Genomic DNA, 23,008 nt, shown 5'->3' on the forward strand with positions numbered 1-23,008 from the left:
GGGGGACATCGCACGTGACGATGTCCCCTGCTCTCCCCGCTCCCTCCTCGTGAGCACGCGTCGCGCAAGTTCGCGCACACGCATCGTCACGACGCGCGCTGGTAGTAGATGTTCTGCGGATGCCGCGCGTCCGCGAAGAAGAACCAGCGTTCCGCGACCAGCCCCGCATACTGGATCACGAAGGCCGCGCCGAGCGCGACGGCCGCCGCGACCGACGTCGGCGCGAGCGCGCCCGCACCGGTCAGCACGAACGGCACCGCGAACGCGCCGAGCAGGAAACCGGCCTTCACCGCGCGCAGCGTGCCGTTGCCCTGCCCGTGAAAGAACTCCCGCGTATTGAACGCGCTGGCCGTGAAGCCGCGCGATTTCTGCTCGACCTTTTCATTGCGAATCCCCGTCGCGCTCTGCACGGTCGACTTCGGCCGCAGCCGCGCATTGCGCGCGAGCGACGCGAGCCGTGTCGCGCCGCCCGCGAGCGTCAGCACGCAGGCGGCTGCCGCGAGCCGGCCGACCAGTGCCGGCGCGAGCCAGGCCGCACACGCCGTCGCGAGCGTGCAGCCCGACGCGCAGCCGAGCAGCACGAAGTTCACGAGCGTCAGCGGACTCGCCCATTCCTGCAGGAAGCGCAGGCATGCGTAGATCATCGCGGTGCACACGAACAGCGCGACGCTCGCGAGCGCGCCCGCCGCACCAATCAGCAGCGTGCCGGGCCAGCCGAACAGGTGCGCCGCGCCATACGCGAATGCACATGCGAGAAACACCGGCAGCGCGATGCATTCGCGCGACAGCCACGACGTGCGCCACATCGCGATCGCGCGCCATGCGCGTTCGGGGTGGCCGAGATGGAAGAACGACGCGAACAGGCCGAGCACGCCGAACGCGACCGACAGCGCCGCGCCGGTCACGTAGAACGCGGCGGCCACGTCGACGCCGGTCAGCCGCGCCAGCGCCTCGACGATCACGAGCGTCAGCAGCAGGCCCTGTGCGGCGCCGCATAGCGTGGTGAGAAAAACGACCGAAAAGGCTGGGCGCATGGGAACTCCGTCTGGATCTGAATGAAAAACAACGCGTTCAGCGCGGCGTCGCGAGCGAAACGAGATCGATGTCGCCGCGTGCCGCGCGTGCCTCGAACGACTCGTCCGCATCGCCGCCGCCCGACGTACTGCCGCATCCGCCGCCGCTGCCGCAACCGCATGACGCTTCGGTCTTCACGCGCGGCAGGTAATGGTTCGACGGCCGCGTGTCCCATTCGGGCATCAATGCATAACCGCCGCGTTCGCGGATCGCGCGCGACACGTCCGAGTCGGGATCGTGCACGTCGCCGAACAGCCGCGCCGACGTCGGGCACGCAAGCACGCAGGCCGGCTTGCGATCGCGTTCGGGCAGCGCTTCGTTGTCGATGCGGTCCGCGCACAGCGTGCACTTCGTCATCTCCTTGCGGCCTTCGTCGAGCTCGCGCGCGCCGTACGGGCACGCCCATGCGCAGTACTTGCAGCCGATGCACTTGTCGTAGTCGACCAGCACGATGCCGTCAGACTTGCGCTTGAAGCTCGCGCCGGTCGGGCACACGGGCACGCACGGCGGGTCCTCGCAGTGCAGGCACGATTTCGGGAAGTGGATCGTGTCGGTCATCGGGAACACGCCGGCTTCGTAGGTCTGCACGCGATTGAAGAACGTGCCGGACGGGTCATCGTCGTACGGGCGCAGGTCGGCAAGGCTGCCGGCTTCGCCCGACGTGTTCCATTCCTTGCAGCTCGTCACGCAGGCATGGCAGCCGACGCATACGTTCAGGTCGATGACGAGGGCCATCTGGGTCATGGTTGCGCTCCTTCGATCAGCTATCGTCTGACTGCGAGCCCGCCGACGCCGCGCGCCGCAGCCGCGCGGCGAATGCGCCGGTTCCCGCGAAATACGCCTGCACGCGCTGCAGCACGCGCGGCGTGCCGGGCAGCGGCGGCATCGGCGCGAACTGCGGCAGCGTCGTCGCCGCATCGGCTTCGGCCGGATAGATCCGCACCTGCACGTCGTACCAGCCGGCCTGCCCCGTCACGGGATCGGAGTTCGACATCCGCGCACCGGCGCGGGCCGCATCCGGCAACTCGTCGGTGATCACGTGATTGAGCAGGAAGCCGCGCTGCGATTCGCCCGCTTCGGGCCCGAGGTTCCATGCGCCGGCTGCCTTGCCGATCGCATTCCACGTCCACACGGTGCCGGGTTCGACCGCCTCGCTGTAGCGCGCGCGGCAACGCACCTTGCCCCACGGCGATTCGACGTAGATCCATGCGCCGTCGTCGATCTGTTGCGCGGCGGCCGTCAGCGGGTTCACGAACAGGTGGTTCTCGCCGTGGATCTGCCGCAGCCATGCGTTCTGCGAATCCCACGAGTGGTACATCGCCATCGGCCGCTGCGTGATCGCCGCGAGCGGATAGCGGTTCGCGTCGGTCAGCCCGCTTTCGAGCGACCGATGCCAGAACGGCAGCGGATCGAAATAGCACGCGATGCGCTCGCGCAGATGGTCGGGCGGCTGGCGGCCCGACGTGCGGCCCTGCGCGGCGAGCCGGAATTTCTGCATCACGTCCGAGTAGAGCTGGATCACGATCGGCACGCCGAACTTGCGCATCCCGTTGTCGACGGCCCACTGCATGTACGGGCCGTTGCAGTTGCGCATGTACTGCAGCGGCTCCGGCAGCCGGTGGTGGTACACGCAGTTGTTCTCCGCGTAGCGCTGCCACTGGTCGGGGTTCGGTTCGCCGACGACGGCCTTGTCACCGTTCTTGCCGCGCCAGCCGATCAGGAAGCCGGTGCCGGAGTTCGGCGCCGTCTGGAAGTTGATGACGAAATCCGGATAGTCGCGGTACTTGCGCTGCCCGTCGGCCGTCGTGAACGCCGGAAACTTCAGCCGGCTCGCGAGCTCGATCAGCACTTCCTGGAACGGCTTGCATTCGCCGGTCGGCGGCACGACGGGCACGCGCACCGAGTCGACCGGCCCGTCGAATTCGGAGATCGGCCGGTCGAGCACCGACATCACGTCGTGGCGTTCGAGGTAGGTCGTGTCGGGCAGGATCAGGTCGGCGAATGCCGTCATCTCCGATGCGAATGCATCGCACACGACGAGGAACGGGATCCGGTACTCGCCGTCGTCGCGCTTGTCGACCAGCATCTTGCGCACTTCCGTCGTATTCATCGACGAATTCCACGCCATGTTGGCCATGAAGATCAGCAGTGTGTCGATCGGATAGGGATCGCCGCGCCACGCATTGGTGATCACCGAATGCATCAGCCCGTGCACCGCGAGCGGGTATTCCCACGAGAACGCCTTGTCGAGCCGCGCGGGCGTGCCGTCCGGATGGATGAACAGATCCTCGGGGCCCGCCGGCCAGCCGAGCGGGCCGGTGGCGAGCGGCGTGTTCGGCTTGACCTGGGCCGGGTCGTTCGGCGGTTTCGCCGAAGGCGGCACCGCGCGCGGATACGGCGTCTTGTGCCGGAACCCGCCCGGCCGGTCGATCGTGCCGAGCAGCGACATCAGCACGGCGAGCGCGCGGATCGTCTGGAAGCCGTTCGAATGCGCGGCAAGCCCGCGCATCGCATGGAACGCGATCGGCACGCCCTTCACCGTCGCGTGTTCCTTGCCCCACGAATCGGTCCAGCGCACCGGCAGCTCGATCGCGTGATCGCGCGCGACCGTCTCCATTTCGCGGGCGAGGCGGCGGATCGTGTCGGCCGCGATGCCGGTGATGTCGGCCGCCCATTCGGGCGTGCAGTCGGCCACCTGTTCGCGCAGCAGCGTGAACGACGGCGCGACCGGCGTGCCGTCGTCGAGCGTGTAGCGGCCGTCGAGCGCCGGCTCTGCACCTTCCGTGTGATGCAGCACCGCGCGGTTCGTCTTCGTGTCCCACCACATGCGATTCTGCGGATACAGCGCGTTGACCTCCGGCGCGGCCGCATCGCGCACGAACAGCCCGAACGTGTCGGCGTCGTCGCGCTGATCGACCAGCTCGGCCGCGTTCGTGAAGCGCGACACAAATTCGACGTCGAACGCGTCGCGCGCGATCAGCTCGTGCATCAGCGCCATGAACAGCGCGCCGTCGGTGCCGGGGCGGATCGGAATCCATTCGTCGGCGATCGCCGCGTAACCGGTACGCACCGGATTGATCGCGATGAAGCGCCCGCCCGCGCGCTTGAATTTGCCGAGCGCGATCTTCAGCGGATTCGAATGGTGATCCTCCGCGGTGCCGATCATGAAGAACAGCTTCGCGTTGTCGAGGTCGGGGCCGCCGAATTCCCAGAACGAGCCGCCGATCGTATAGATCATCCCGGCCGCCATGTTCGCCGAGCAGAACCCGCCGTGCGCCGCATAGTTCGGCGTACCGAACTGCTTCGCGAACAGGCCGGTGAGCGCCTGCATCTGGTCGCGGCCCGTGAACAGCGCGAAGCGCTTCGGGTCGGTCGCACGCAGGTGCGCGAGCCGCTTTTCGAGCACGTCGAACGCGACCGCCCACGACACCGGCTCGAACTGCGCGTCGCCGCGCTCGGCGCCCGGCTTGCGCATCAGCGGCTGCGTGAGCCGCGCGGGCGAATACTGCTTCATGATTCCCGACGAACCTTTCGCGCAGATAACACCCTGGTTCAGCGGATGCTCGGGGTTGCCGTCGATATAACGCACTTCGCCGTCGCGCAGGTGCACGCGGATGCCGCAGCGGCACGCGCACATGTAGCACGTCGTCGTCTTGATCTCGGCCTGTTCGTCGCGCTCGCGTGCTCGATGCTCCATCGTCTGTCCTCGTTCGCGGATGATGGCGCGCCCCCCGGGGCGCACCCGTGAATCGGTTCATCCATGCTATGCCGGCAGGCGGCCGACATAAAGTCGCATCCTCCGATCGGTCCTATCGGGCGGCCTGATAGTTGGCTAGACAATCCATCGGGCCTGGCCAGGGTCCGCATGCGCGAAGGCCCGGCTCACGACCGGGCCTTCAGCGTCATGCGTTACCACGGCGGATAGGCGAGCAAGTTCGCTGTCGTCGAGATGCTCGCGACGGCCGCAGCACGTCAGCCCGTACGCGACACTCAACGACCTGCTGGAGAACGTGTCGAAGATGCGTGACGCGGCCGCCCGAGGTCAGACAGTCACGCGTTCAAGCGAGGTGATAGCGCAGCCAGAAGGTTTCGCGACACGCGTTGTCGAACGTGAGCCGCGACGGGCTGATCGGCCGCGCATCGGGATGGCGCAGCACGTCGTAGTCGATCCAGCATTCGGCGCACAGCAGGTCGGACGGCGCGCGATCCTGCTCGACCGAGCGGCGCACGATCGCGCCGTTGTCGAAGCGGTATTCGGTTTCGTCGCGCGTGACCTCGACGTCGTCGTCGGTCCAGCGGTCGTGGGAGGTCGCGTGCGACACGATCGATACCGGGCCGGCGAGCCCGTGGATCGCGGCGACGTAGGAAATGAGCTTGTCCATGAAGAGGCGGCGAACTGGCGGATGGCCGCTTCGCGCAACGCATGCTGCGCGAAGCGGCCCGAGCGGCGAGTATAGCCGCGCGCCGATGACCTTGCCGCCGGCGGGGTTTCGTTCCCGTTGCACCTAGCGCAACGACCGCGCGCTACGCTTCCAGCGCGAGCAACGCGAACGTCGCGAGCCAGTGCTCGCCCATGTAGTCGCCGGCCACGTGCGCGAGCGCGCTCGCGAGATGCCGGTCGGCCGCGTCGAGCAGCTTCGCGCGCCGCGCATCGCCTTCCGGCAGCGCACCGGCGAGCGCGCGCTGGCACCACGCGCGGCTCAGGTTCAGCCCGTCGAGGTGCGCGATCTTGCCGTCGCTGCGGTCGCTGACCGTCGCCGGCTCGAACAGCGTCGCCGGCTCGCCGCGCGCGAGATCCGGCAAAAAGCGCGCGAACCAGCCGTCGAAATCGGCTGCCGGCAGCACGCGCCGCATCAGCTCGGCCTCCATCAGCGCGGGCGACAGGAATTCGTCGCCCGACGGCTCCCACGCCTGGCACGCGACGTCGTTCAGGTGCCAGCGCTTCGCGGTATCGACGATCAGCGCCGCGAGCCCGTCGCGCTGCGTGTCGCGCGCGAAGTCGAGCGTAAGCGCCAGCGCGAACGCGGTGTTGAAGTGCGTACCGACGCGCAGCGGATAGGTCGCCTTCGGCAGGAAGGTCTCGAAGCGCGACACGAACAGGTCGGTGAGCGGCGCCATCGCCTTCGCCCAGCGCGCGGCCTGCGGCAGCGCGCCCTTCAGCGCGAGCCGTTCGAGCTGCGCGGACAGCGCGAGCAGCCACGCCCAGCCGTACGGCCGCTCGAAGCCGCCGTTGTGCGGCAACGCGAGATACGCGCGCTCGCCGGCGACGTTCGCGTCGGTGAAGTGCGCGTCGACGATCGCGACGATGCGCTCGGCCTCCGGCAGCGCCGGATAACGTTCGAGCACGCGCAACACGAGCCAGTAGCCGTGCACGCACGAATGCCAGTCGTAGCTGCCGTAGAAGATCGGATGCAGCGCGCGCGGCCCCTGCACGTCGTGCGGGCCTTCGAGCGAATGCGTGAGCTTGTTCGGATATTCGCGGGTCAGGTGCGCGAGCGCGAGCGACGCGAATTTCGATGCGAGTTCAGGCGTGAGTCGGTCGGTCATGAGGATCTCGTCCATCGAGTCAGAAGCGGAATACGAACGCATACATCAGCAGTGTGTTCACGGCCAGCAGCAGCACGGCCGTCGGCCACTGCGCCTTGATCACGCCGTTCTTGTCCTTCAGTTCGAGCAGCGCCGCCGGCACGATGTTGAAGTTCGCGGCCATCGGCGTCATCAGCGTACCGCAGAAGCCGCTCAGCATCCCGATCGCGCCGACGATCGCCGGGTTGCCGTGGAACTGGTGGACGATCAGCGGCAGGCCGATGCCGGCCGTCATCACGGGGAACGCGGCGAAGCCGTTGCCCATGATCATCGTGAACAGCGCCATGCCGACCGTGTAGGCCGCGACGACCGCGAACGGCGAATCGATCGGCACCCAGTCCTTCACGAGCCCCGACACCACGCCGCCGACGCCCGCGACCGCGAACAGCGCGCCGAGCGCCGCGAGCATCTGCGGCAGGATCGCGGCCCAGCCGACCGCGTCCATCGTGTGGCGCGCTTCCCTCAGCGCATGCACGGGCGAATCGCGCAGCATCGCGAGCGCGACGACGAACGCGACGATCGTGCCGAGCACGAGCGAGATCAGCGTCACGCTCTTCGGATCGACGAACGGCAACAGCTTCAGCGCGAACGTACCGATCAGCGTGACCACCGGAATCAGCAGCGCGGGCAGGAACAGCCGGTTGCCGAAGCGCTGCGCGAGGGTTTCGCGGCGCACGGCCGCCGCTTCGCCGGCCTCGTCGGACTTGCCGCGCCCGAGCTTGCCCGAACCGGCGATCACCGCGAGCGCGATCGCGAGGCAACCCGTCACGAAATGCGGCAGCCGCGCGCCGAACAGGAACGTGACCGCGTAGATCCCCCAGAACGCGAAATTGACGACACGGCGAGGGTTCGTGCGATCCGTCAGGTTGAAGCACGCGAACGCGGCGAACATCAGCCCCGCGAGCGTGTACAGCGATTCGAGGCCGATCATCGCGCGCCCTCCTGCCCCAGCAGGCCGAAGCCGCGCGCGAGCCGCCGGTCGAGCAGCGCGAGGCGCGTGCAGTGGATCAGCAGCGCGGCGATCGCGGTCGGGATCGCCCACACCGACACCTGCAGCGGCTCGACGACGATCCCGTTCTGTTCGAGAAAGCCCTTGATCAGCAGGATCGACTGGATCGCGATGAAGATGTCCTCGCCGAAGAACACGGCGATGTTGTCGACGCCCGATGCATGCGCGCGGATCTGCTGGCGCACCGACTCGGGCAGCTCGCCGTGCCGGTTGACGGCGGCGGCCTCGGCCATCGGCGCGATCAGCGGCCGCACCATCTGCGCGTGCCCGCCGAGCGACGTGAGGCCGAGCGCGGCCGTCACCTGGCGCAGCACGAAGTACAGCATCAGCACGCGGCCCGTGGTCGCCGCCTGCACGCGCGAGATCATCCGCCTCGCCTGCTCCTTGAGCCCGTTGCGCTCGAGCAGCGCGATCACCGGCAGCGTCAGCCAGATGAGCCCCATGTAGCGGTTTTCGGTGAACGCCTTGCCGAACGCGCTGACGATGTCGACGAGATTCAGCCCGCCCGCCAGCCCCGTCGCGAGCCCCGCGATCGTGACCACCAGCAGCGCGTTGAAGCGCAGCGCGAAACCGATCACGACGATCGGCACCCCAATCAGCACCAGCATTGCTCTCCTCCTTGTGTCGGATCCGCGGCGCCTCCTTCGCAACGCGCCGCCTGCCCGGTTTGGACCGGGCTCGAATCGCGAAATCTAACACGAGACTTTATCGATAAAAAGTCGACAATTTACTGCTTCGGGTAAACGTTGAAAACCTGTCCGGGCCGTGTGGGGGCGGCGTTTCATCGGAGGAATCGATGGCCGGCTGGCCGCCGCGGGCGCGTCGATCGCAGCACGGATTTCCTGCCCGGGCGCGGCGACCGGCCGGCCGCCGCGCGTGGCGGAGCCCCGGTGCGCCGACTACACTGGAAAGCATCTGCAACGTACGGGAGAGCCGCCATGATTGACGTATTCCAGACCATCGGCAGCCGCGCGTTCTCCGCTCATCTGGCGAAGGACGGGATGGTGACGCTGATGGAACAGCGCAATGAAGTCGACCGCGTGACGCTCGCGACCGCCTATGCCGCGCTCGTCGAGGAGTCCGAGCAGGAATCCGACCTGCTCGATGCGACGGTCGAAGGGATGATGCGCGCGCTGATCCAGGGGTACGCGCGCAGCCACTGACGGCGATCGACGGCACGGCCGCGCATCCGGTGCGCGGCCGGGTGCCGTTATGCGGCCGGCGTGCCGGCGCCCATGCCGAACCACCGGCCCGCGCGCAGTTGCCCGTAGTCGGCCTGCGTGAAGATCCTCAGCAGGTTCGATACGGCGCCGTTGCTGCCGCGGTCGAGCTGTGTCAGGAAGGCCTCGACCTCGTCTCGCCCCGCAAACAGGATCGTGCTGAAGTAGCGTTCGCGCTCGGCGTCGGACAGGTTCGTCGCGCGCAGCTGGTACGGATGGTGAAGCGCCGCGAACAGGAAGTAGTAGCGTTCGGCGTCGTCGCGCAGCACGCGCACCGCGTCGCGGTCGACCGGAAACTCGCGGTGGAAGGATGCGTGTCCGCTCTCGATGTCGATCCGGTACAGCAACCGGTCGTCGCGCTCGATCACGACCGGTGCGTACGGATCGCGGCTGACCAGCGTGGTGTCGGGCGCGGTCACGGCGCCCGCCTTGCGGCCGGCTCCCCGCCGGTGCGGCGGCGCCCTGCCGATGGCGTGACACACAAGCACGCGAAGATGGCGCGCACGGTCATGCGAAAACGGGGTTTCTCGTTCATGTCGCTCGGCAGCATTCGTTCAATGGAAGGGGCAAACGGCGCGCCATGATCGCACGGCGTACCGCCCGCCAGCCACCTGGCGACCGGCTTTCGCGGGCCGCGCGGCGTGCACCGGCCGCCTCCCGATATACCGTGCACCATAGAGGAAATGCACTGAAACGGCGCATGGCACAAATTTTTCGTTGCCGCCGCCCGCGCCGCATGACAGCATGCGGGGCGTTGCCAACCGAAAAGAATGCCGCGCCGTCCGGCCGCCGATAACCCGCCCGGCGGCACCGAACAGGCAGCCCCTTCCATGAACCCGGCCTACCTCCAACACTACGAACCGACCGGAGAATTCCGCTTGTGAACATCGGCATCGTCAACGACCTCCCGCTAGCCGTCGAGGCGATGCGCCGCGCGATCGCGCGACGGCCCGAGCACCGCGTGCTGTGGGTCGCGACCGACGGCGCGCAAGCCGTCGAACTGTGCGCCACGCAGCCGCCCGACGTCGTCCTGATGGACCTGATCATGCCGAAATTCGACGGGATCGAAGCGACGCGGCGGATCATGCGATCCGAACGACCGTGCGCAATCCTGATCGTGACGAGCTGCATCGGCGCGAACGCATGGCGCGTGTTCGAGGCGATGGGCGCCGGCGCGCTCGACGCGGTCGATACGCCGCGATTCGGCGACGGCGCGGCCGGCGACACGACCAAACTCCTGCTCGAGAAGATCGACCAGATCGGCCGGCTGCTCGATGCGCCCGGTGGCACGCGCCTCGCCGCCACGGCCACCCGCGCGGGCGGCGGCCCGCTGGTCGCGATCGGCGCCTCGGCCGGCGGCCCCGGCGCGCTGGCGTCGATCCTCGGCAGCCTGCCGTCCGATTTCAGCGCGCCGATCGTGATCGTGCAGCACGTCGACCGCGCATTCGCCGAAGGCATGGCGCAATGGCTCGACGGCCAGACCCCGCTCACCGTGCGCGTCGCCTGCGAAGGTGACCGCCCGCAGCCGGGCGTCGCGCTGCTCGCCGCGACCGACGATCACCTGCGCATCACGCGCTCCGGCACGCTCGAATACACCCGCGAGCCGGCCGCCACGCCGTATCGGCCGTCGGTCGACGTGTTCTTCAACAGCCTGACCGAACACTGGCCCGGCCGCGTGATCGGCGTGCTGCTCACGGGGATGGGACGCGACGGCGCGATCGGCCTGAAGGCGCTGCGGATGAAGGGTTACCACACGATCGCGCAGGACGAGGCGACGAGCGCCGTGTACGGCATGCCGAAGGCTGCCGCGACGCTCGGCGCGGCGCGCGCGATCCTCCCGCTCGGGCGCATCGCGGGCGAGCTGGCGACGCTCGCGCGGATCTGAGCCCGACGATGAACACGCGCAACACCCATGCCTGCCCTTGCAACAACCTGCATCAATCATGACCAGTGACCTGACTCGCCCGCCGGGCAGCCCGTACACGCCGCACGCCGACGTGCCGGCGATGGTGCTGCTGGTCGACGACCAGACGATCGTCGCCGAAGCCGTGCGGCGCGCGCTCGTCGACGAGGACGGCATCGACTTCCATTACTGCCCGCGTTCGGACGACGCGATGGCCACCGCGATCGAGACGCGGCCGACCGTGATCCTGCAGGACCTCGTGATGCCCGGCACCGACGGGCTGAGCCTCGTGAAGGAATACCGCGCGAATCCGGCGACGCGCGACGTGCCGATCATCGTGCTGTCGACGCAGGAAGAGCCCGTGATCAAGAGCGCCGCGTTCGCGGCCGGCGCGAACGACTACCTCGTGAAGCTGCCCGACCGCATCGAGCTCGTCGCGCGCATCCGCTACCACTCGCGCTCGTACATGAACCTGCTGCAGCGCGACGAAGCCTATCGCGCGCTGCGGCAATCGCAGCAGCAACTGCTCGAAGCCAATCTCGAACTGCGGCGCCTCACGCACTCGGACGGCCTGACCGGGCTGTCGAACCGGCGCTATCTCGACGAATACCTGGCCGCCGAATGGCGGCGCGGCACACGCGAGCGCAGCGAGCTGTCGCTGCTGATGATCGACGTCGACAACTTCAAGCTGTACAACGACACGTACGGGCACGTGTCGGGCGACAGCGTGCTCAAGCAGATCGCATCGACCATCGAGCGCTGTCTCGGGCAGTCGGGCGACCTCGCCGCGCGCTTCGGCGGCGAGGAGTTCGCGGTCGTGATGCCGGCCACGTCGCCGGGCGCCGCGCGGCTGCTCGGCGAGAAGATCCGCCTCGCGGTCGAGGCGCTGCGGCTGCGGCACGCGCATTCGTCGACCGGCAACACCGTGACGATCAGCATCGGCGGCGCGACCATCGTGCCGGCGCCCGGCATGCCGACGACCACGCTGATCGAGGCGGCCGACCGCGCGCTGTATCGCGCGAAGCACGAAGGCAAGAACCGCGTCGAGATCGATCTGACGCCGACGCCGCCGGGCGCCGGCGGGTTCGGCGCGCCGCCCGGCGAATGAGCCCGGGCGTCGCGCTTACGCGGCGCCGAGCCGGCGCGCGTAGTCGTTCGGGTCCAGCGGGCGGCTGAACAGGTAGCCCTGCTGCATGTCGCAGCCGATCTGCTGCAGGAAGCACGATTGCGCCTGCGTCTCGACCCCTTCGGCCGTGACCTTCATCCCGAGCGAATGCGCCATCGCGACCACGGCCTGCGTGATCGCGACCGAATCGTGATGATCGGGCACGCCCGACACGAACGAACGGTCGACCTTCAGGTTGTGCAGCGGAAAGCGCTTCAGGTACGCGAGCGACGAATAACCGGTGCCGAAATCGTCGACCGAGATCCGCACGTTCATGTCCGTGAGCGCTTCGAGCATCGGCAGCACGGTGTCCGTGTCGTTCATCAGCAGTCCTTCGGTGATCTCGAGCTCGAGCGCGGACGGATCGAGCCGCGTCTGCACGAGACAACGATCGACCGATTCGACGAGCCCTTCGTGGAACTGCCGCGGCGACAGATTCACGGCCAGCATCAGGTCGGGTGCGATCGTGCGGCGCCATTCGGCCGCCTGCCGGCAGGCGGTTTCGAGCACCCACTGGCCGATCGCGACGATCTGCCCGGTGTCTTCGGCAACCGGAATGAATTCCGCGGGCGACAGCGGCCCGAGTTCGGGGCTGGTCCAGCGCAGCAGCGCCTCGGCGCCGACCGTGCGGCCGCTGCGCGCATCGACGACCGGCTGATAGGCGAGCCGCAGCATGTCCGTCGTGAGCGCGCGCCGCAGCGACTGCTCGATCGCGAAACGGCGCTGCAGCCGCAGGTTGAGCTGCGCGGTGAAGAACGTGAAGTGGTTGCGGCCGCGCTGCTTCGCGTCGTACATCGCCGAATCGGCATTGCGCATCAGCGTGACGGCGTCGTCGCCGTCGCGCGGCGCGACACTGATCCCGATCGACACGCCGAGCCAGTACTCGTTGTTCGCGATCGCGAACGGCTTCGCGATCACGTCGATCACCTCGCGCGCGAGCACCTCGAGGCGCTCCGGATCGTCGCAGTCGTCGACGAGGATCACGAACTCGTCGCCGCCGACGCGCGTGAGCGCGTACTGGCCGCCCCCGCAAGCCGCGAGCCGCGACGCGACGCTGCGCAGCAGCGCATCGCCCGCGTCGTGGCCGGCCGTGTCGTTGACCTTCTTGAAGCCGACGAGATCGATGAACAGGATCGCGACGCGCGCGGGCCCGGCCGCCGCATCGCGATCGCCGAACAGTTCGCGCATGCGCTCGGCGAGCCAGCGGCGGTTGTAGAGGCCCGTCAGCGCATCGCGCGTGGCCAGGTAGCGCAACTGCTGCTGCGCTTCGCGCACGGGGCCGATGTCGTTGAACGATACGAGCACGGAGTCGGCCCGAAGCTCACCCGGCTTCACGATCGGCACCGCGTTGCCGCGCACCCAGATGATGTCGCCGTCCGCGAGGCCGAAGCCGACCGTATAGTCGAGCATCGGCGTGGCCGTCTCGAGTGCGAGCCGGCTCGGCCAGTCGTCGGGCGCGATCGGCGTGCCGTCCTCCTGCAGCTTGCGCAGGATCACCGACGACAGCCGGCGGCCGACGAGGTCGCCCTTCACGCGCAGCATCCGGTTCGCGCTCGGGTTGCTCGCGACCACGATGCCGTCGCGCGACACGACGAGGATGCCTTCGTTCAGGCTGTTGACGACGAGCCGGTGATGTTCCTCGCTGCGCGCGAGCTGCCGGACCATCCGGTCCTGGTGCACCGCGAGGCCGACGCTGTTGCCGATATCGCGCAATAGTTCGGTTTCCTCATCGCTTGGACGACGTGGCCGGCGGTGATAGACGGCGAACGCGCCGAGCACGGCGCCCGCTTCGTCCAGGAACGGCACCGACCAGCACGCGCGCAGGCCCAGCGGCAACGCGAACGAACGGTAGTCGGCCCACAGCGGATCGGTTTCGATGTCCTCGACGGCGACCATCCGGCGCTCGTACATCGCCGTGCCGCATGAGCCCGCCGCGGGCCCGATCGACGCGCCGTCGATCGCAGCACTGTACTGCGGGGGCAATGACGGCGCGGCGCCGACACGCACGTGCACGCCGTCGGTATCGAGCAGCAGGATCGTGCAGGATGCGCCGTCGCCGAGCAAAGTCTCGGCACGCCGGCAGACTTCGATCAGCAGTTCCGGCAGCGGTGTGTTGCGCGTGATCAGCCTCAGCACGCTTTGCTCGGACGCGAGTACTTCCGCCGCGAGACCGAGGCTGTATCGAGAGCTTTGCGGTTCGGTATTCAAGTTGAATCCTGCCGTCTGTCCGACCGGGTCTGATACGCCCGATTCGTTATCGATCCTTCGTGCCGTTTTTCGCTCCGGGTTTACGCCGATGCCCGGTGCGCCCCGTTGTGCACCGAGCCAAGGTGCGCCGAAATACATTTAACACCAATCCGTGACACCCCGCGCATCCGCGCGCATCAGGGCTTACGCGCGGTCGCGGCGGCGCTTGCGGCCGCCAGTCAGCTTGCCGAAAGACTTGCGCGCCGTGCGACGGCCTCGGGCCCATCCGCGTGCCGCGCGCGCCGCCGTTGATATCGATTCGTCGGATTGCGGTGGCACCCTGCTTCCGCCCCGGTCAATCGTCCGCGCCGGGATGCGGGCGCGGACAGGTCGAACGCGCGGGCCGACTGCACGAACAGGCAAACCGACTGTTCGGCGACCGCGCGGTTGGTCTGCCATGACACCGATTCCATCAGCACGGCCGGCGGCGGAACACCGCGCGCCGCCCGTCAGTCCTTGCGGATGTGTTCGGCCAGGAAGTCGATCAGCAGGCGCACGCGCGGCAGCAGCCCGCGTCGCGACGGAAACACCGCGTGCACCACGCCGCCCTTCGGCGCCCATCCCGGCAGCACGTCGACCAGCGTGCCGTTGCGCAGGTCGTCCTCGACGACCATGCACGGCAATTGCACGATGCCGACGCCATGAATCGCCGCATCGCGCAACGCGTGCATGTCGTCGGTCACGAAGCGCGGATGATGGCGCAACTGCGCGTGCTCGCCGTTCGGCCCGACCAGTTGCCACACGTGATGCCGCGCCGGCCCCCAGTCGAGGCTCGGCGCGCCGGCCAGCTCGGCCGGGTCCGACGGCGCGGCGCGCCCGCCCAGCCACTGCGGCGAGGCCACCAGCCGCTGCGGGCTGTCGCCGAGAATGCGCATCACGAGATCGCTGTCCTCCAGCGGCGGAAAACGCACGCGCAGCGCGAGGTCGAACCCTTCGCTCAGCGGGTCGACGCGGCGGTTCGTCGCCTCGAGATGCACCTGCACCTGTGGATGAGTCGCCATGAAACGCGCGACGAGCTCGCTCACGCGATATTCGAGCAGCGCGGTCGGACAGCTCACGCGGACGATGCCCCGCGGCTCCGCGTGCCGGCGCTCGATCACCTCGCGCGCGGCGTCGGCTTCGACCAGCACGGCGAGGCAGCGCTCGTAGAATTCGCGCCCGGTTTCCGTCACCGTGAAGTGACGCGTCGTGCGCTGCAGCAGCCGCACGTCGTACCGCGCCTCCAGCGCCGCGATGCGCCGGCTCAACGTCGATTTCGGGACATCCAGCGCGCGCCCCGCCTGCGTGAACCCGCCGTGTTCGACCACTTTCACGAAATAGTAGAGGTCGTTCAGGTCATCCATGATTGTTCCATTCATAGAACACTGACGGCATTTTAAGGGACTGGAACGCCGGTTGTTGCGCGAATAGCATCTTGATTCGACGTGGATCGACGTTGTCGATGCGACCGGGAAGGATGTCATTTCAACCGGTTCCCTCGGCCGCCCGGCCGATTCACCGAGCTCGGGGCTCCCCCTCATTTCCTGCACTGTCTCTGGAGGCAACCATGGCAAGCGAACCGATTCGCGACCCGGCGAACGACCACCTGCTCACCCCGCAGAACGCGGCGTTCATCGTCATCGATTACCAGCCGGTCCAGGTGAACTCCATCGCGTCGATGGATCGCCAGCTGCTGGTCAACAACATCGTCGGCGCGTCGAAAGCGGCCGTCGCGTACAACCTGCCGATCGTCCACTCGACCGTCAACGTGAAGACGGGCCTGAACAAGCCGCCGATCCCGCAACTGCGCGCGGCGCTCGAAGGTTATCCGACCTACGACCGCACGAGCATCAACTCGTGGGAGGACGTCGAATTCCGCAAGGCCGTCGAGGCGACCGGCCGCAAGAAGCTGATCATGACCGCGCTGTGGACCGAAGCGTGCCTGACGTTCCCGGCGCTCGACGCGCTGAAGGCCGGCTACGAGGTGTACGTGGTCGTCGACGCCGTCGGCGGCACGTCGGTCGCCGCGCACGAAGCCGCGCTGCGCCGCATCGAGCAGGCCGGCGGCCAGATGATCAGCGTCGCGCAGCTGTTCTGCGAGTTGCAGCGCGACTGGGCACGCAGCGCCACCGTGCCGGCGTTCATCGACCTGTTCATCGAAACCGGCGGCACGGCCGGCATCCAGTTCTCGTACGACAAGAGCTGACCGGCCCGGCGCGCGCGGCCGCGGGCCGGTTCCCACCGGCGGCCGCGCGCGCCCATGCTTTGCCCGTTTCATCCGTTCCGGCAGCACCCGGACGGCATCGCGGCCGGCCAAGCCGCGTTTTCGTATCCGTGATTCAATGTCGATCGAACCGGCGTCGCGCATTCCGGCGGCACGGTGATGTGCGTCCTCATCGAACGACTTTCACGGGATCACCATGACGCATCCTGCCGAAATCAAGGCGCTCGTTTTCGATGTCTTCGGAACGGTCGTCGACTGGAGAAGCGGCGTCGCACGCGGTGCCGCCGCGTTCCTGGATCGCTACGCCCCCGCGCTCGATCCGTACGCGTTCGCCGACGCGTGGCGCGCCGAATATTCGCCGTCGATGGAAGAGATCCGCAGCGGGCGCAGGCGCTACGTGCGGCTCGACGTCCTGCACCGCGAGAACCTCGTCCGCACGCTCGACCGCTACGGGATCGTCGACGTACCCGACGCGGACATCGATGCGCTCAACCTCGCATGGCACCGCCTCGATCCGTGGCCCGACGCCGTCGCCGCGCTGCACCGGCTGAAGCGGCGCTTCATCATCGCGCCGCTGTCGAACGGCAACATCCGGCTGATGGTCGACGTCGCGAAACGCGCGGGGCTGCCGTGGGACGCGATCCTCGGCGCCGAGGTCGTCCGCGCGTACAAGCCATCGCCGCAGGTGTACAGCGACACGGTCGAGATTCTCGGCGTCGCACCGGCCGAGCTGTGCCTCGTCGCGGCCCACAACGGCGACCTCGCCGCTGCGCGCCGGCTCGGGCTGTCGACCGCGTTCGTGCTGCGGCCGACCGAACATGGGCCCGGCCAGACGACCGACCTGCAAGCCGACGATGCGTGGGACTTCGACGTCCAGGACCTGAACGAACTCGCGGACCGGCTCGGCTGCCCGGCTTGAGCGATGCGTGCGCCGGGTGCGCCCGGCGACTGGTAGACTCCGCAACCATTGCCCTTTCCGATTCGCGTGCCCGCATGTCATCTCCGCTGCATCTGGTAGAAGGCAAACTGACCGCGCTGCGCTTCCTCGAGCGCCCGGATCAGGACAGTTCCGAAGGCCATCCGATACGGCCGGTCGACCCGGAAGCCAGGAAGCAATCGCTCGGCTACTGGTTCACGCACAACGTGGTGCCGATCATGGCGGCGCTGACCGGCAACGGCGCCGCGGCCAATGCGCTGGTGTTTCAGCAAACCAGCGAAGACAGCATCCTCGCGAAGCTGAATGCCGAGGCCGACAAGGTCGAGCATCCGGCAACGTGGTCGTACGCGAACATCCGCGACAGCAAGACCTACGTGTCGCAGAACGCATCCGTGACCGTCGGCAAGAACGGCAGGATCATCCTCGCCAAACTTCCGGTGGAAATCGAAATCGGCGGGCAAACGTATCGCGGCTTCCTGGGCGGGCAATGCTTCGACGTCGGCGACGAGGTCGTGGCCGTCATCAACCGGCAGGGCCGCCTGTTTGCGCTGTCGTCTCCCGACCGGCGCTATCTGGCGATGGATTATGCGTGCGGCAATACGGGGCTGGCCGGCCTGACGCACACGCTGTGGCTGGCCTGGAAATGGTCGTTCATCGGCGTGAACTGCCTGGTCGTCCCGATGATGATCCTGGTGCTCTGGACCGGCGACGGCGGGTTTTCCGACCTCGGGCTCGACCTGCTGATGCTGCTGGGCGGGCCGCTGATGATGGGCGTCCTGCTGGCCCTGATCATCGGCGTGCGGCTGTCATGGTCCGACTGGCTGCCGGCGTGGCGCACGTCGAGCATCCTGCATGCACTGGGCCGCCCGGATCTGTGCACGCGCGATTTCGCCGACGCCCGCAGCGAGGCCGAACGCAAGGGCCAGGTGCGCGACACGGATATCGGTCAGATCTATTACGCGTAGGTGCTAGCCGCCGGGCGCCAGTTCCGTTGCGACGGCACGCCCCTTTGCCGCGAGCGCGAGGCGCCGCCAGTTGCGCGCCGCATACCGGTGGGCCTGCTGCAGCGCCACCCACAGGCCGATCTGACGGATCGGTTTCAGGAAACCGCGCGCGCTGAACACGGTCCGCCGCTCGACGCACGTCTTGCCGCCTTCGACCGGCGTCAGCGTGAATTCGTCCTCGAGCAGGCCGACCCAGTCGCGGCACCAGACCGTCGACGCCACCATCCGGTAACGCAGCCGGCGATTCTCGTCGAGCACGAGGATCCGCTGGTCGATCGTGCCGCGATCCGTCGTGCACTGGCGCGTGTTGCCGACGGTCGGCGTGCCTTCCAGCACGCGGCAACTGACCGGCTTCGGCACGCCGAGGCGGAACAGCAACGGCCGCGTGTCGTCCATCCGGGCATGGAGGAAATGCGGCCACACGTGCTCGGGCCGGCAATCGAAAGTCCACTGCGAATGAATTTCCACGACACGCTCCTGGCGGCTGGCGATGCGGATATGACGGGATGATAGCCCTCGCGGCCGCCTTGTGCCGCCCGAACACCGCCGCTTGAGTCCCCCGCTATTCCGGCTCACCGACAAATTCCAACTTCCCCGATTCGCCCATCAACAATGCCCGATTCGCATCCGCCGCCGCGCGCAGGTAATCCCACAGCGCGGTCACGCGCCGCAGCTTGCGCAGATCTTCCCGGCAGGTCAGCCAGAAACACCGCGTGACAACCACGTCGTCCGGCAGCACGGGCACCAGCGCCGGCTGCGTGGCCGCCATGAAGCACGGCAGGATCGCGAGCCCGCCGCCCTGCAGCGCCGCGAAATACTGCGCGATCACGCTCGTCGTGCGCAGCCCGGCCGTCGCGCCCGGCACCGCGCGCTCCAGGTACAGCAACTCGTTACTGAACGCGAGATCGTCGACATAGCTGATGAACGCATGCCGCGCGAGATCGTCCGTGCACGTGATCGGCGCGTGGTTCGCGAGATAGTCGCGCGTCGCATAGAGCCGCAACTGGTAGTCGCACAACTTGGTGACCACGTACGGCCCGCGATCGGGCCGCTCGAGCGTGATCGCCAGATCGGCCTCGCGCTTCGGCAGGTTGACGAAATGCGGGACCGGCAGCAGGTCGACCGTCACGTGCGGATGCGCGGCGCGAAACTGCGCGAGTTGCGGCGCCAGGAAAAAGCAGCCGAACCCTTCCGTCGACCCGATCCGCACGTGGCCCGACAACGCCGCGCCCGTGTTCGCGACCTGGTCGCACGCGGACTGCACGGTCGTCTCCATCGCGTCGGCATACGCGACGAGCCGCTGCCCTTCGGCCGTCAGCGTGAAGCCGCCGGAGCGCGACTTGTCGAACAGCAGCGTGCCGATCGCCGCCTCGAGCGCGCGGATGCGCCGCGCGACGGTCGTGTAGTCGACGCCGAGCCGCTTCGCGGCGCCGCTCGCGCGCTGCGTGCGCGCGACTTCGAGGAAGAAACGCAGGTCGTCCCAGTTCAGGTTGCCGGAAACCGGCTCGGTGGCATGTCGCATCGGCGGGGAAAAAGGGCTGGAGTCTCCGGGCCGGCCGTCGATATGCATAAATGCACATCCAACCGGTTTCTTTATCGGTACATCATGAATCTGCGCATAACTATACTCGACCGTGACCTGCGGACCACGAACCGCGGCACCCACCACGGAGACACCATGCAGACGCGATCCACCCTCGATGAGCATGCGACAGTCGCGACGCCGGCACCCGCCCGCACCGCGAAGCACTACCTGCTGGCCGGCTGGGCCAGCATGGCCGGCACGACGATCGAGTGGTACGACTTCTTCCTCTACGGCACGGCCGCCGCGCTCGTGTTCAACCGCATCTTCTTCCCGTCGCTGGACCCCGTCGTCGGCACGCTCGCCGCGTTCGGCACGTTCGCGGTCGGCTTCATCGGACGGCCGATGGGCGGCATCGTGTTCGGCCACTTCGGCGACCGCATCGGCCGCAAGTCGATGCTGATGATCACGCTGCTGCTGATGGGCGTGCCGAGCATGATCATCGGGCTGATCCCGTCGTATGACCGCATCGGCTACTGGGCGGCCGCGCTGCTGATCGCGATGCGCTTCCTGCAGGGGATGGCGGTCGGCGGCGAATGGGGCGGCGCGGTGCTGATGGCCGTCGAACACGCGCCGAAAGGCCGCAAGGGGCTGTTCGGCAGCCTGCCGCAGACGGGCGTCGGGCTCGGCCTGATCCTGTCGTCGGTCGCGATGGCCGCGGTGGCCGCGCTGCCGGAAGCCGACATGCTGTCGTGGGGCTGGCGCGTGCCGTTCCTCGCGAGCATCGCGCTGGTCGGCCTCGGCTGGTTCATCCGCGCGAAGGTGCCCGAGTCGCCCGACTTCGAGAAGATCCAGCGCCAGGGCAAGGCCGAGAAGTCGCCCGTGACGGCCGCGCTGCGCCGCCATCCGCGCGAGGTGCTGACGATCGTCGGCGCACGCGCCGCCGAAAACACCTGGTTCTACATGGTCGTCACGTTCGCGCTCGCTTACGCGACGCAGCAGCTCCATCTGCCGAAGGCCGGGATGCTGCACGCGATCACGGCCGGCGCCGCGCTGTCGCTCGTCACGATGCCGCTGTGCGGCCACCTGAGCGACAAGATCGGCCAGCGCCGGATGTTCGCAATCGGCCTCGTGCTGATGTGCGCGTTCGCCGCGCCGTTCTTCATGATGCTCGGCACGCAGCAGACGTCGTACGCATGGTGGGCGATCGTGCTCGGCCTCGGCGTCGTGTTCCCGATCCTCTATGCGCCGGAAGCGCTGCTGTTCGCGCAACAGTTCCCGGCGGAAATCCGCTACAGCGGCATCTCGCTGTCGGTGCAGCTGGCCGGCGTGATCGGCGGCGGCTTCGCACCGATGATCGCGACGTCGCTGCTCAAGGTCGGCGGCGGCCAGCCGCACTACGTGATCGCGTACCTCGTCGGCTTCGGCGTGTTCGCGCTCGGGTGTACCTCATTGATGCGCCGGCCCGCGCCTGATCGCGCCTGAACGCGCCTGCGCCGGATCGATTTCAGTTCACCCTGCCGTCCGCCGTGCATGCACGCGCGGCGGATGCCGGGGCCCGTTTTTCATCGCCACACCGTTTTCCGGAGAGTTCCATGAACGCCGCAGTTCCCCAGACCACCCTCGCCCTGCCCACCGCCAAGCTGCTGATCGACGGCGCGTTCGTCGAATCGCAAAGCGCCGAATGGGGCGACATCGTCAACCCCGCGACGCAGGAAGTGATCGGCCGCGTGCCGTATGCGACGCTCGACGAGGTCGACGCCGCGATCGCGTCCGCGCAGCGCGCGTTCCAGACCTGGAAGACGACGCCGATCGGCGCGCGGCTGCGCATCATGCTGAAGTTCCAGGATCTCGTGCGCCGCAATCTCGAACGGATCGCGCACACGCTCACCGCCGAACAGGGCAAGACGCTGCCCGACGCGCAGGGCGACATCTTCCGCGGCCTCGAAGTCGTCGAGCATGCGTGCTCGATCGGCACGCTGCAGCAGGGCGAATTCGCGGAGAACGTCGCGGGCGGCGTCGATACCTACACGCTGCGCCAGCCGATCGGCGTGTGCGCGGGCATCACGCCGTTCAACTTCCCCGGGATGATCCCGCTGTGGATGTTCCCGATGGCGATCGTGTGCGGCAACACGTTCGTGCTGAAGCCGTCGGAACAGGACCCGCTGTCGACGATGCAGCTCGTCGAACTCGCGATCGAGGCCGGCATGCCGCAGGGCGTGCTGAACGTCGTGCACGGCGGCAAGACGGTGGTCGACCGCCTCTGCACGCATCCGGACATCAAGGCGATCTCGTTCGTCGGCTCGACGCGCGTCGGCACGCACGTGTACAACCTCGGCAGCCAGCACGGCAAGCGCGTGCAGTCGATGATGGGCGCGAAGAACCACGCGGTGGTGCTGCCCGATGCGCACCGCGAACAGTCGATCAACGCGCTCGTCGGCGCGGGCTTCGGCGCGGCCGGCCAGCGCTGCATGGCGACGTCGGTCGTCGTGCTCGTCGGCCAGGCGCGCGACTGGCTGCCCGATCTCGTCGCGAAGGCGAAGGTGCTGAAGATCAACGCGGGCCACGAGCCGGGCACGGATGTCGGGCCGGTCGTGTCGAAGGCCGCGCACGCGCGCATCACCGCGCTGATCGACGAAGGCGTGAAGGCCGGTGCGACGCTCGAACTCGACGGCCGCGGCGTGACGGTGCCCGGCTACGAGCACGGCAACTTCGTCGGCCCGACGATCTTCTCGGGCGTGACGACCGACATGTCGATCTATACGGAAGAAATCTTCGGGCCGGTGGTGGTCGTGCTCGAAGCCGACACGCTCGACGACGCGATCGCACTCGTCAACGCGAACCCGATGGGCAACGGCGTGGGGCTGTTCACGCAGAGCGGCGCAGCCGCGCGCAAGTTCCAGAGCGAGATCGACATCGGCCAGGTCGGCATCAACATCCCGATTCCGGTGCCGGTGCCCTACTTCAGCTTCACGGGCTCGCGCGGCTCGAAGCTCGGCGATCTCGGCCCGTACGGCAAGCAGGTCGTGCAGTTCTACACGCAGACGAAGACGGTCACCGCACGCTGGTTCGACGACGACGCGACGGCCGGCGGCGTGAACACGACGATCGCGCTGCGCTAATTACCGGGGCTCGCAC

The 23,008-nt window shown here is 68.0% G+C and carries 20 protein-coding genes; 8 read left to right on the forward strand and 12 right to left on the reverse strand.

The genetic code is table 11. From position 1 onward, the window contains the following. Positions 1 to 86: 86 nt before the first annotated feature. The 7 genes from H3H55_RS26480 to H3H55_RS26510 form a co-directional block, all read right to left on the reverse strand. Positions 87 to 1,034: a dimethyl sulfoxide reductase anchor subunit family protein gene (locus H3H55_RS26480; protein ID WP_193100858.1), complete on the reverse strand. Its 948-nt coding sequence runs from the start codon at positions 1,032 to 1,034 to the stop codon at positions 87 to 89. Between the two features lie 37 nt (positions 1,035 to 1,071). Beyond that, positions 1,072 to 1,818: a 4Fe-4S dicluster domain-containing protein gene (locus tag H3H55_RS26485; protein WP_193100859.1), complete on the reverse strand. Its 747-nt coding sequence runs from the start codon at positions 1,816 to 1,818 to the stop codon at positions 1,072 to 1,074. A 16-nt stretch (positions 1,819 to 1,834) separates the two neighbouring features. Further along, complete coding sequence (locus tag H3H55_RS26490) at positions 1,835 to 4,771, reverse strand: molybdopterin oxidoreductase family protein (RefSeq protein WP_193100860.1); 2,937 nt, start codon at positions 4,769 to 4,771, stop codon at positions 1,835 to 1,837. 361 nt (positions 4,772 to 5,132) lie between these two features. Beyond that, positions 5,133 to 5,456, reverse strand: a complete 324-nt coding sequence (locus H3H55_RS26495; RefSeq protein ID WP_048246325.1) for a hypothetical protein — start codon at positions 5,454 to 5,456, stop codon at positions 5,133 to 5,135. 142 nt (positions 5,457 to 5,598) lie between these two features. Further along, the gene (locus H3H55_RS26500) at positions 5,599 to 6,621 is read right to left on the reverse strand and encodes a DUF2891 domain-containing protein (RefSeq protein ID WP_193100861.1); all 1,023 of its coding nucleotides are present in this window, start codon (positions 6,619 to 6,621) and stop codon (positions 5,599 to 5,601) included. A gap of 19 nt (positions 6,622 to 6,640) precedes the next feature. Continuing rightward, entirely contained in the window at positions 6,641 to 7,591 is a 951-nt protein-coding gene (locus tag H3H55_RS26505; protein WP_193100862.1) for a DUF979 domain-containing protein, read from the reverse strand. Further along, on the reverse strand, positions 7,588 to 8,277 hold the full coding sequence (locus H3H55_RS26510; RefSeq protein WP_129517039.1) for a DUF969 domain-containing protein: 690 nt from the start codon (positions 8,275 to 8,277) through the stop codon (positions 7,588 to 7,590). Before H3H55_RS26510 ends, H3H55_RS26505 begins: the two co-directional genes overlap by 4 nt. A gap of 330 nt (positions 8,278 to 8,607) precedes the next feature. Between H3H55_RS26510 and H3H55_RS26515 the strand changes: the two genes are divergently transcribed. Beyond that, positions 8,608 to 8,832 (forward strand): hypothetical protein, encoded by a 225-nt coding sequence (locus H3H55_RS26515; protein WP_048246322.1) that lies wholly within the window; start codon positions 8,608 to 8,610, stop codon positions 8,830 to 8,832. 47 nt (positions 8,833 to 8,879) lie between these two features. Here the strand turns inward: H3H55_RS26515 and H3H55_RS26520 are convergent, their stop codons facing one another. Next, positions 8,880 to 9,308 (reverse strand): hypothetical protein, encoded by a 429-nt coding sequence (locus tag H3H55_RS26520; RefSeq protein WP_193100863.1) that lies wholly within the window; start codon positions 9,306 to 9,308, stop codon positions 8,880 to 8,882. A 461-nt stretch (positions 9,309 to 9,769) separates the two neighbouring features. Here H3H55_RS26520 and H3H55_RS26525 point away from each other — a divergent pair, with 461 nt between their 5' ends. Beyond that, entirely contained in the window at positions 9,770 to 10,774 is a 1,005-nt protein-coding gene (locus H3H55_RS26525; protein WP_193100864.1) for a chemotaxis response regulator protein-glutamate methylesterase, read from the forward strand. 58 nt (positions 10,775 to 10,832) lie between these two features. Then, complete coding sequence (locus tag H3H55_RS26530; RefSeq protein ID WP_193100865.1) at positions 10,833 to 11,900, forward strand: diguanylate cyclase domain-containing protein; 1,068 nt, start codon at positions 10,833 to 10,835, stop codon at positions 11,898 to 11,900. Between the two features lie 15 nt (positions 11,901 to 11,915). On the opposite strand, the gene H3H55_RS26535 is transcribed toward H3H55_RS26530, so the two are convergent. Both H3H55_RS26535 and H3H55_RS26540 read right to left on the reverse strand, forming a co-directional pair. Continuing rightward, positions 11,916 to 14,165 carry a putative bifunctional diguanylate cyclase/phosphodiesterase gene (locus tag H3H55_RS26535; protein ID WP_193100866.1) on the reverse strand — a complete coding sequence of 750 codons (2,250 nt, stop codon included), beginning with the start codon at positions 14,163 to 14,165 and terminating at the stop codon, positions 11,916 to 11,918. 488 nt (positions 14,166 to 14,653) lie between these two features. Further along, complete coding sequence (locus tag H3H55_RS26540) at positions 14,654 to 15,547, reverse strand: LysR substrate-binding domain-containing protein (protein ID WP_193100867.1); 894 nt, start codon at positions 15,545 to 15,547, stop codon at positions 14,654 to 14,656. A 203-nt stretch (positions 15,548 to 15,750) separates the two neighbouring features. On the opposite strand from H3H55_RS26540, the gene H3H55_RS26545 reads away from it, so the two are divergent. From H3H55_RS26545 to H3H55_RS26555, 3 genes are all read left to right on the forward strand, one after another. Beyond that, complete coding sequence (locus H3H55_RS26545) at positions 15,751 to 16,389, forward strand: hydrolase (protein WP_193100868.1); 639 nt, start codon at positions 15,751 to 15,753, stop codon at positions 16,387 to 16,389. Between the two features lie 214 nt (positions 16,390 to 16,603). Further along, on the forward strand, positions 16,604 to 17,326 hold the full coding sequence (locus tag H3H55_RS26550) for a haloacid dehalogenase type II (protein WP_193100869.1): 723 nt from the start codon (positions 16,604 to 16,606) through the stop codon (positions 17,324 to 17,326). Next, a complete protein-coding gene (locus H3H55_RS26555; protein ID WP_226800377.1) occupies positions 17,323 to 18,309 on the forward strand; it encodes a hypothetical protein in 987 nt (328 codons plus the stop codon). Before H3H55_RS26550 ends, H3H55_RS26555 begins: the two co-directional genes overlap by 4 nt. A gap of 3 nt (positions 18,310 to 18,312) precedes the next feature. Here H3H55_RS26555 and H3H55_RS26560 read toward each other — a convergent pair whose 3' ends face one another. Then, positions 18,313 to 18,816, reverse strand: coding sequence for a hypothetical protein (locus H3H55_RS26560; protein WP_193100870.1), 504 nt, complete (start codon positions 18,814 to 18,816; stop codon positions 18,313 to 18,315). A gap of 94 nt (positions 18,817 to 18,910) precedes the next feature. Beyond that, a complete protein-coding gene (locus H3H55_RS26565; protein WP_193100871.1) occupies positions 18,911 to 19,870 on the reverse strand; it encodes a LysR family transcriptional regulator in 960 nt (319 codons plus the stop codon). 156 nt (positions 19,871 to 20,026) lie between these two features. On the opposite strand from H3H55_RS26565, the gene H3H55_RS26570 reads away from it, so the two are divergent. Then, positions 20,027 to 21,355, forward strand: coding sequence for an MFS transporter (locus H3H55_RS26570; protein ID WP_193100872.1), 1,329 nt, complete (start codon positions 20,027 to 20,029; stop codon positions 21,353 to 21,355). Between the two features lie 110 nt (positions 21,356 to 21,465). Further along, the gene (locus H3H55_RS26575) at positions 21,466 to 22,992 is read left to right on the forward strand and encodes a CoA-acylating methylmalonate-semialdehyde dehydrogenase (protein WP_193100873.1); all 1,527 of its coding nucleotides are present in this window, start codon (positions 21,466 to 21,468) and stop codon (positions 22,990 to 22,992) included. Positions 22,993 to 23,008 lie beyond the last annotated feature (16 nt).

This window comes from Burkholderia sp. Z1 (genome assembly GCF_014893795.1).
In the GTDB taxonomy this organism is placed as follows: domain Bacteria; phylum Pseudomonadota; class Gammaproteobacteria; order Burkholderiales; family Burkholderiaceae; genus Burkholderia; species Burkholderia theae.

Excerpts from the sequence above, each read along its gene's own strand:
- H3H55_RS26550 (WP_193100869.1), top strand. The coding sequence starts at position 16,604 with ATGACGCATCCTGCCGAAATCAAGGCGCTCGTTTTCGATGTCTTCGGA.
- H3H55_RS26565 (WP_193100871.1), bottom strand. The coding sequence starts at position 19,870 with ATGCGACATGCCACCGAGCCGGTTTCCGGCAACCTGAACTGGGACGAC.
- H3H55_RS26540 (WP_193100867.1), bottom strand. The coding sequence starts at position 15,547 with ATGGATGACCTGAACGACCTCTACTATTTCGTGAAAGTGGTCGAACAC.
- H3H55_RS26575 (WP_193100873.1), top strand. The coding sequence starts at position 21,466 with ATGAACGCCGCAGTTCCCCAGACCACCCTCGCCCTGCCCACCGCCAAG.
- H3H55_RS26485 (WP_193100859.1), bottom strand. The coding sequence starts at position 1,818 with ATGACCCAGATGGCCCTCGTCATCGACCTGAACGTATGCGTCGGCTGC.
- H3H55_RS26510 (WP_129517039.1), bottom strand. The coding sequence starts at position 8,277 with ATGCTGGTGCTGATTGGGGTGCCGATCGTCGTGATCGGTTTCGCGCTG.
- H3H55_RS26480 (WP_193100858.1), bottom strand. The coding sequence starts at position 1,034 with ATGCGCCCAGCCTTTTCGGTCGTTTTTCTCACCACGCTATGCGGCGCC.
- H3H55_RS26495 (WP_048246325.1), bottom strand. The coding sequence starts at position 5,456 with ATGGACAAGCTCATTTCCTACGTCGCCGCGATCCACGGGCTCGCCGGC.
- H3H55_RS26545 (WP_193100868.1), top strand. The coding sequence starts at position 15,751 with ATGGCAAGCGAACCGATTCGCGACCCGGCGAACGACCACCTGCTCACC.
- H3H55_RS26500 (WP_193100861.1), bottom strand. The coding sequence starts at position 6,621 with ATGACCGACCGACTCACGCCTGAACTCGCATCGAAATTCGCGTCGCTC.
- H3H55_RS26490 (WP_193100860.1), bottom strand. The coding sequence starts at position 4,771 with ATGGAGCATCGAGCACGCGAGCGCGACGAACAGGCCGAGATCAAGACG.
- H3H55_RS26530 (WP_193100865.1), top strand. The coding sequence starts at position 10,833 with ATGACCAGTGACCTGACTCGCCCGCCGGGCAGCCCGTACACGCCGCAC.
- H3H55_RS26515 (WP_048246322.1), top strand. The coding sequence starts at position 8,608 with ATGATTGACGTATTCCAGACCATCGGCAGCCGCGCGTTCTCCGCTCAT.
- H3H55_RS26570 (WP_193100872.1), top strand. The coding sequence starts at position 20,027 with ATGCAGACGCGATCCACCCTCGATGAGCATGCGACAGTCGCGACGCCG.
- H3H55_RS26505 (WP_193100862.1), bottom strand. The coding sequence starts at position 7,591 with ATGATCGGCCTCGAATCGCTGTACACGCTCGCGGGGCTGATGTTCGCC.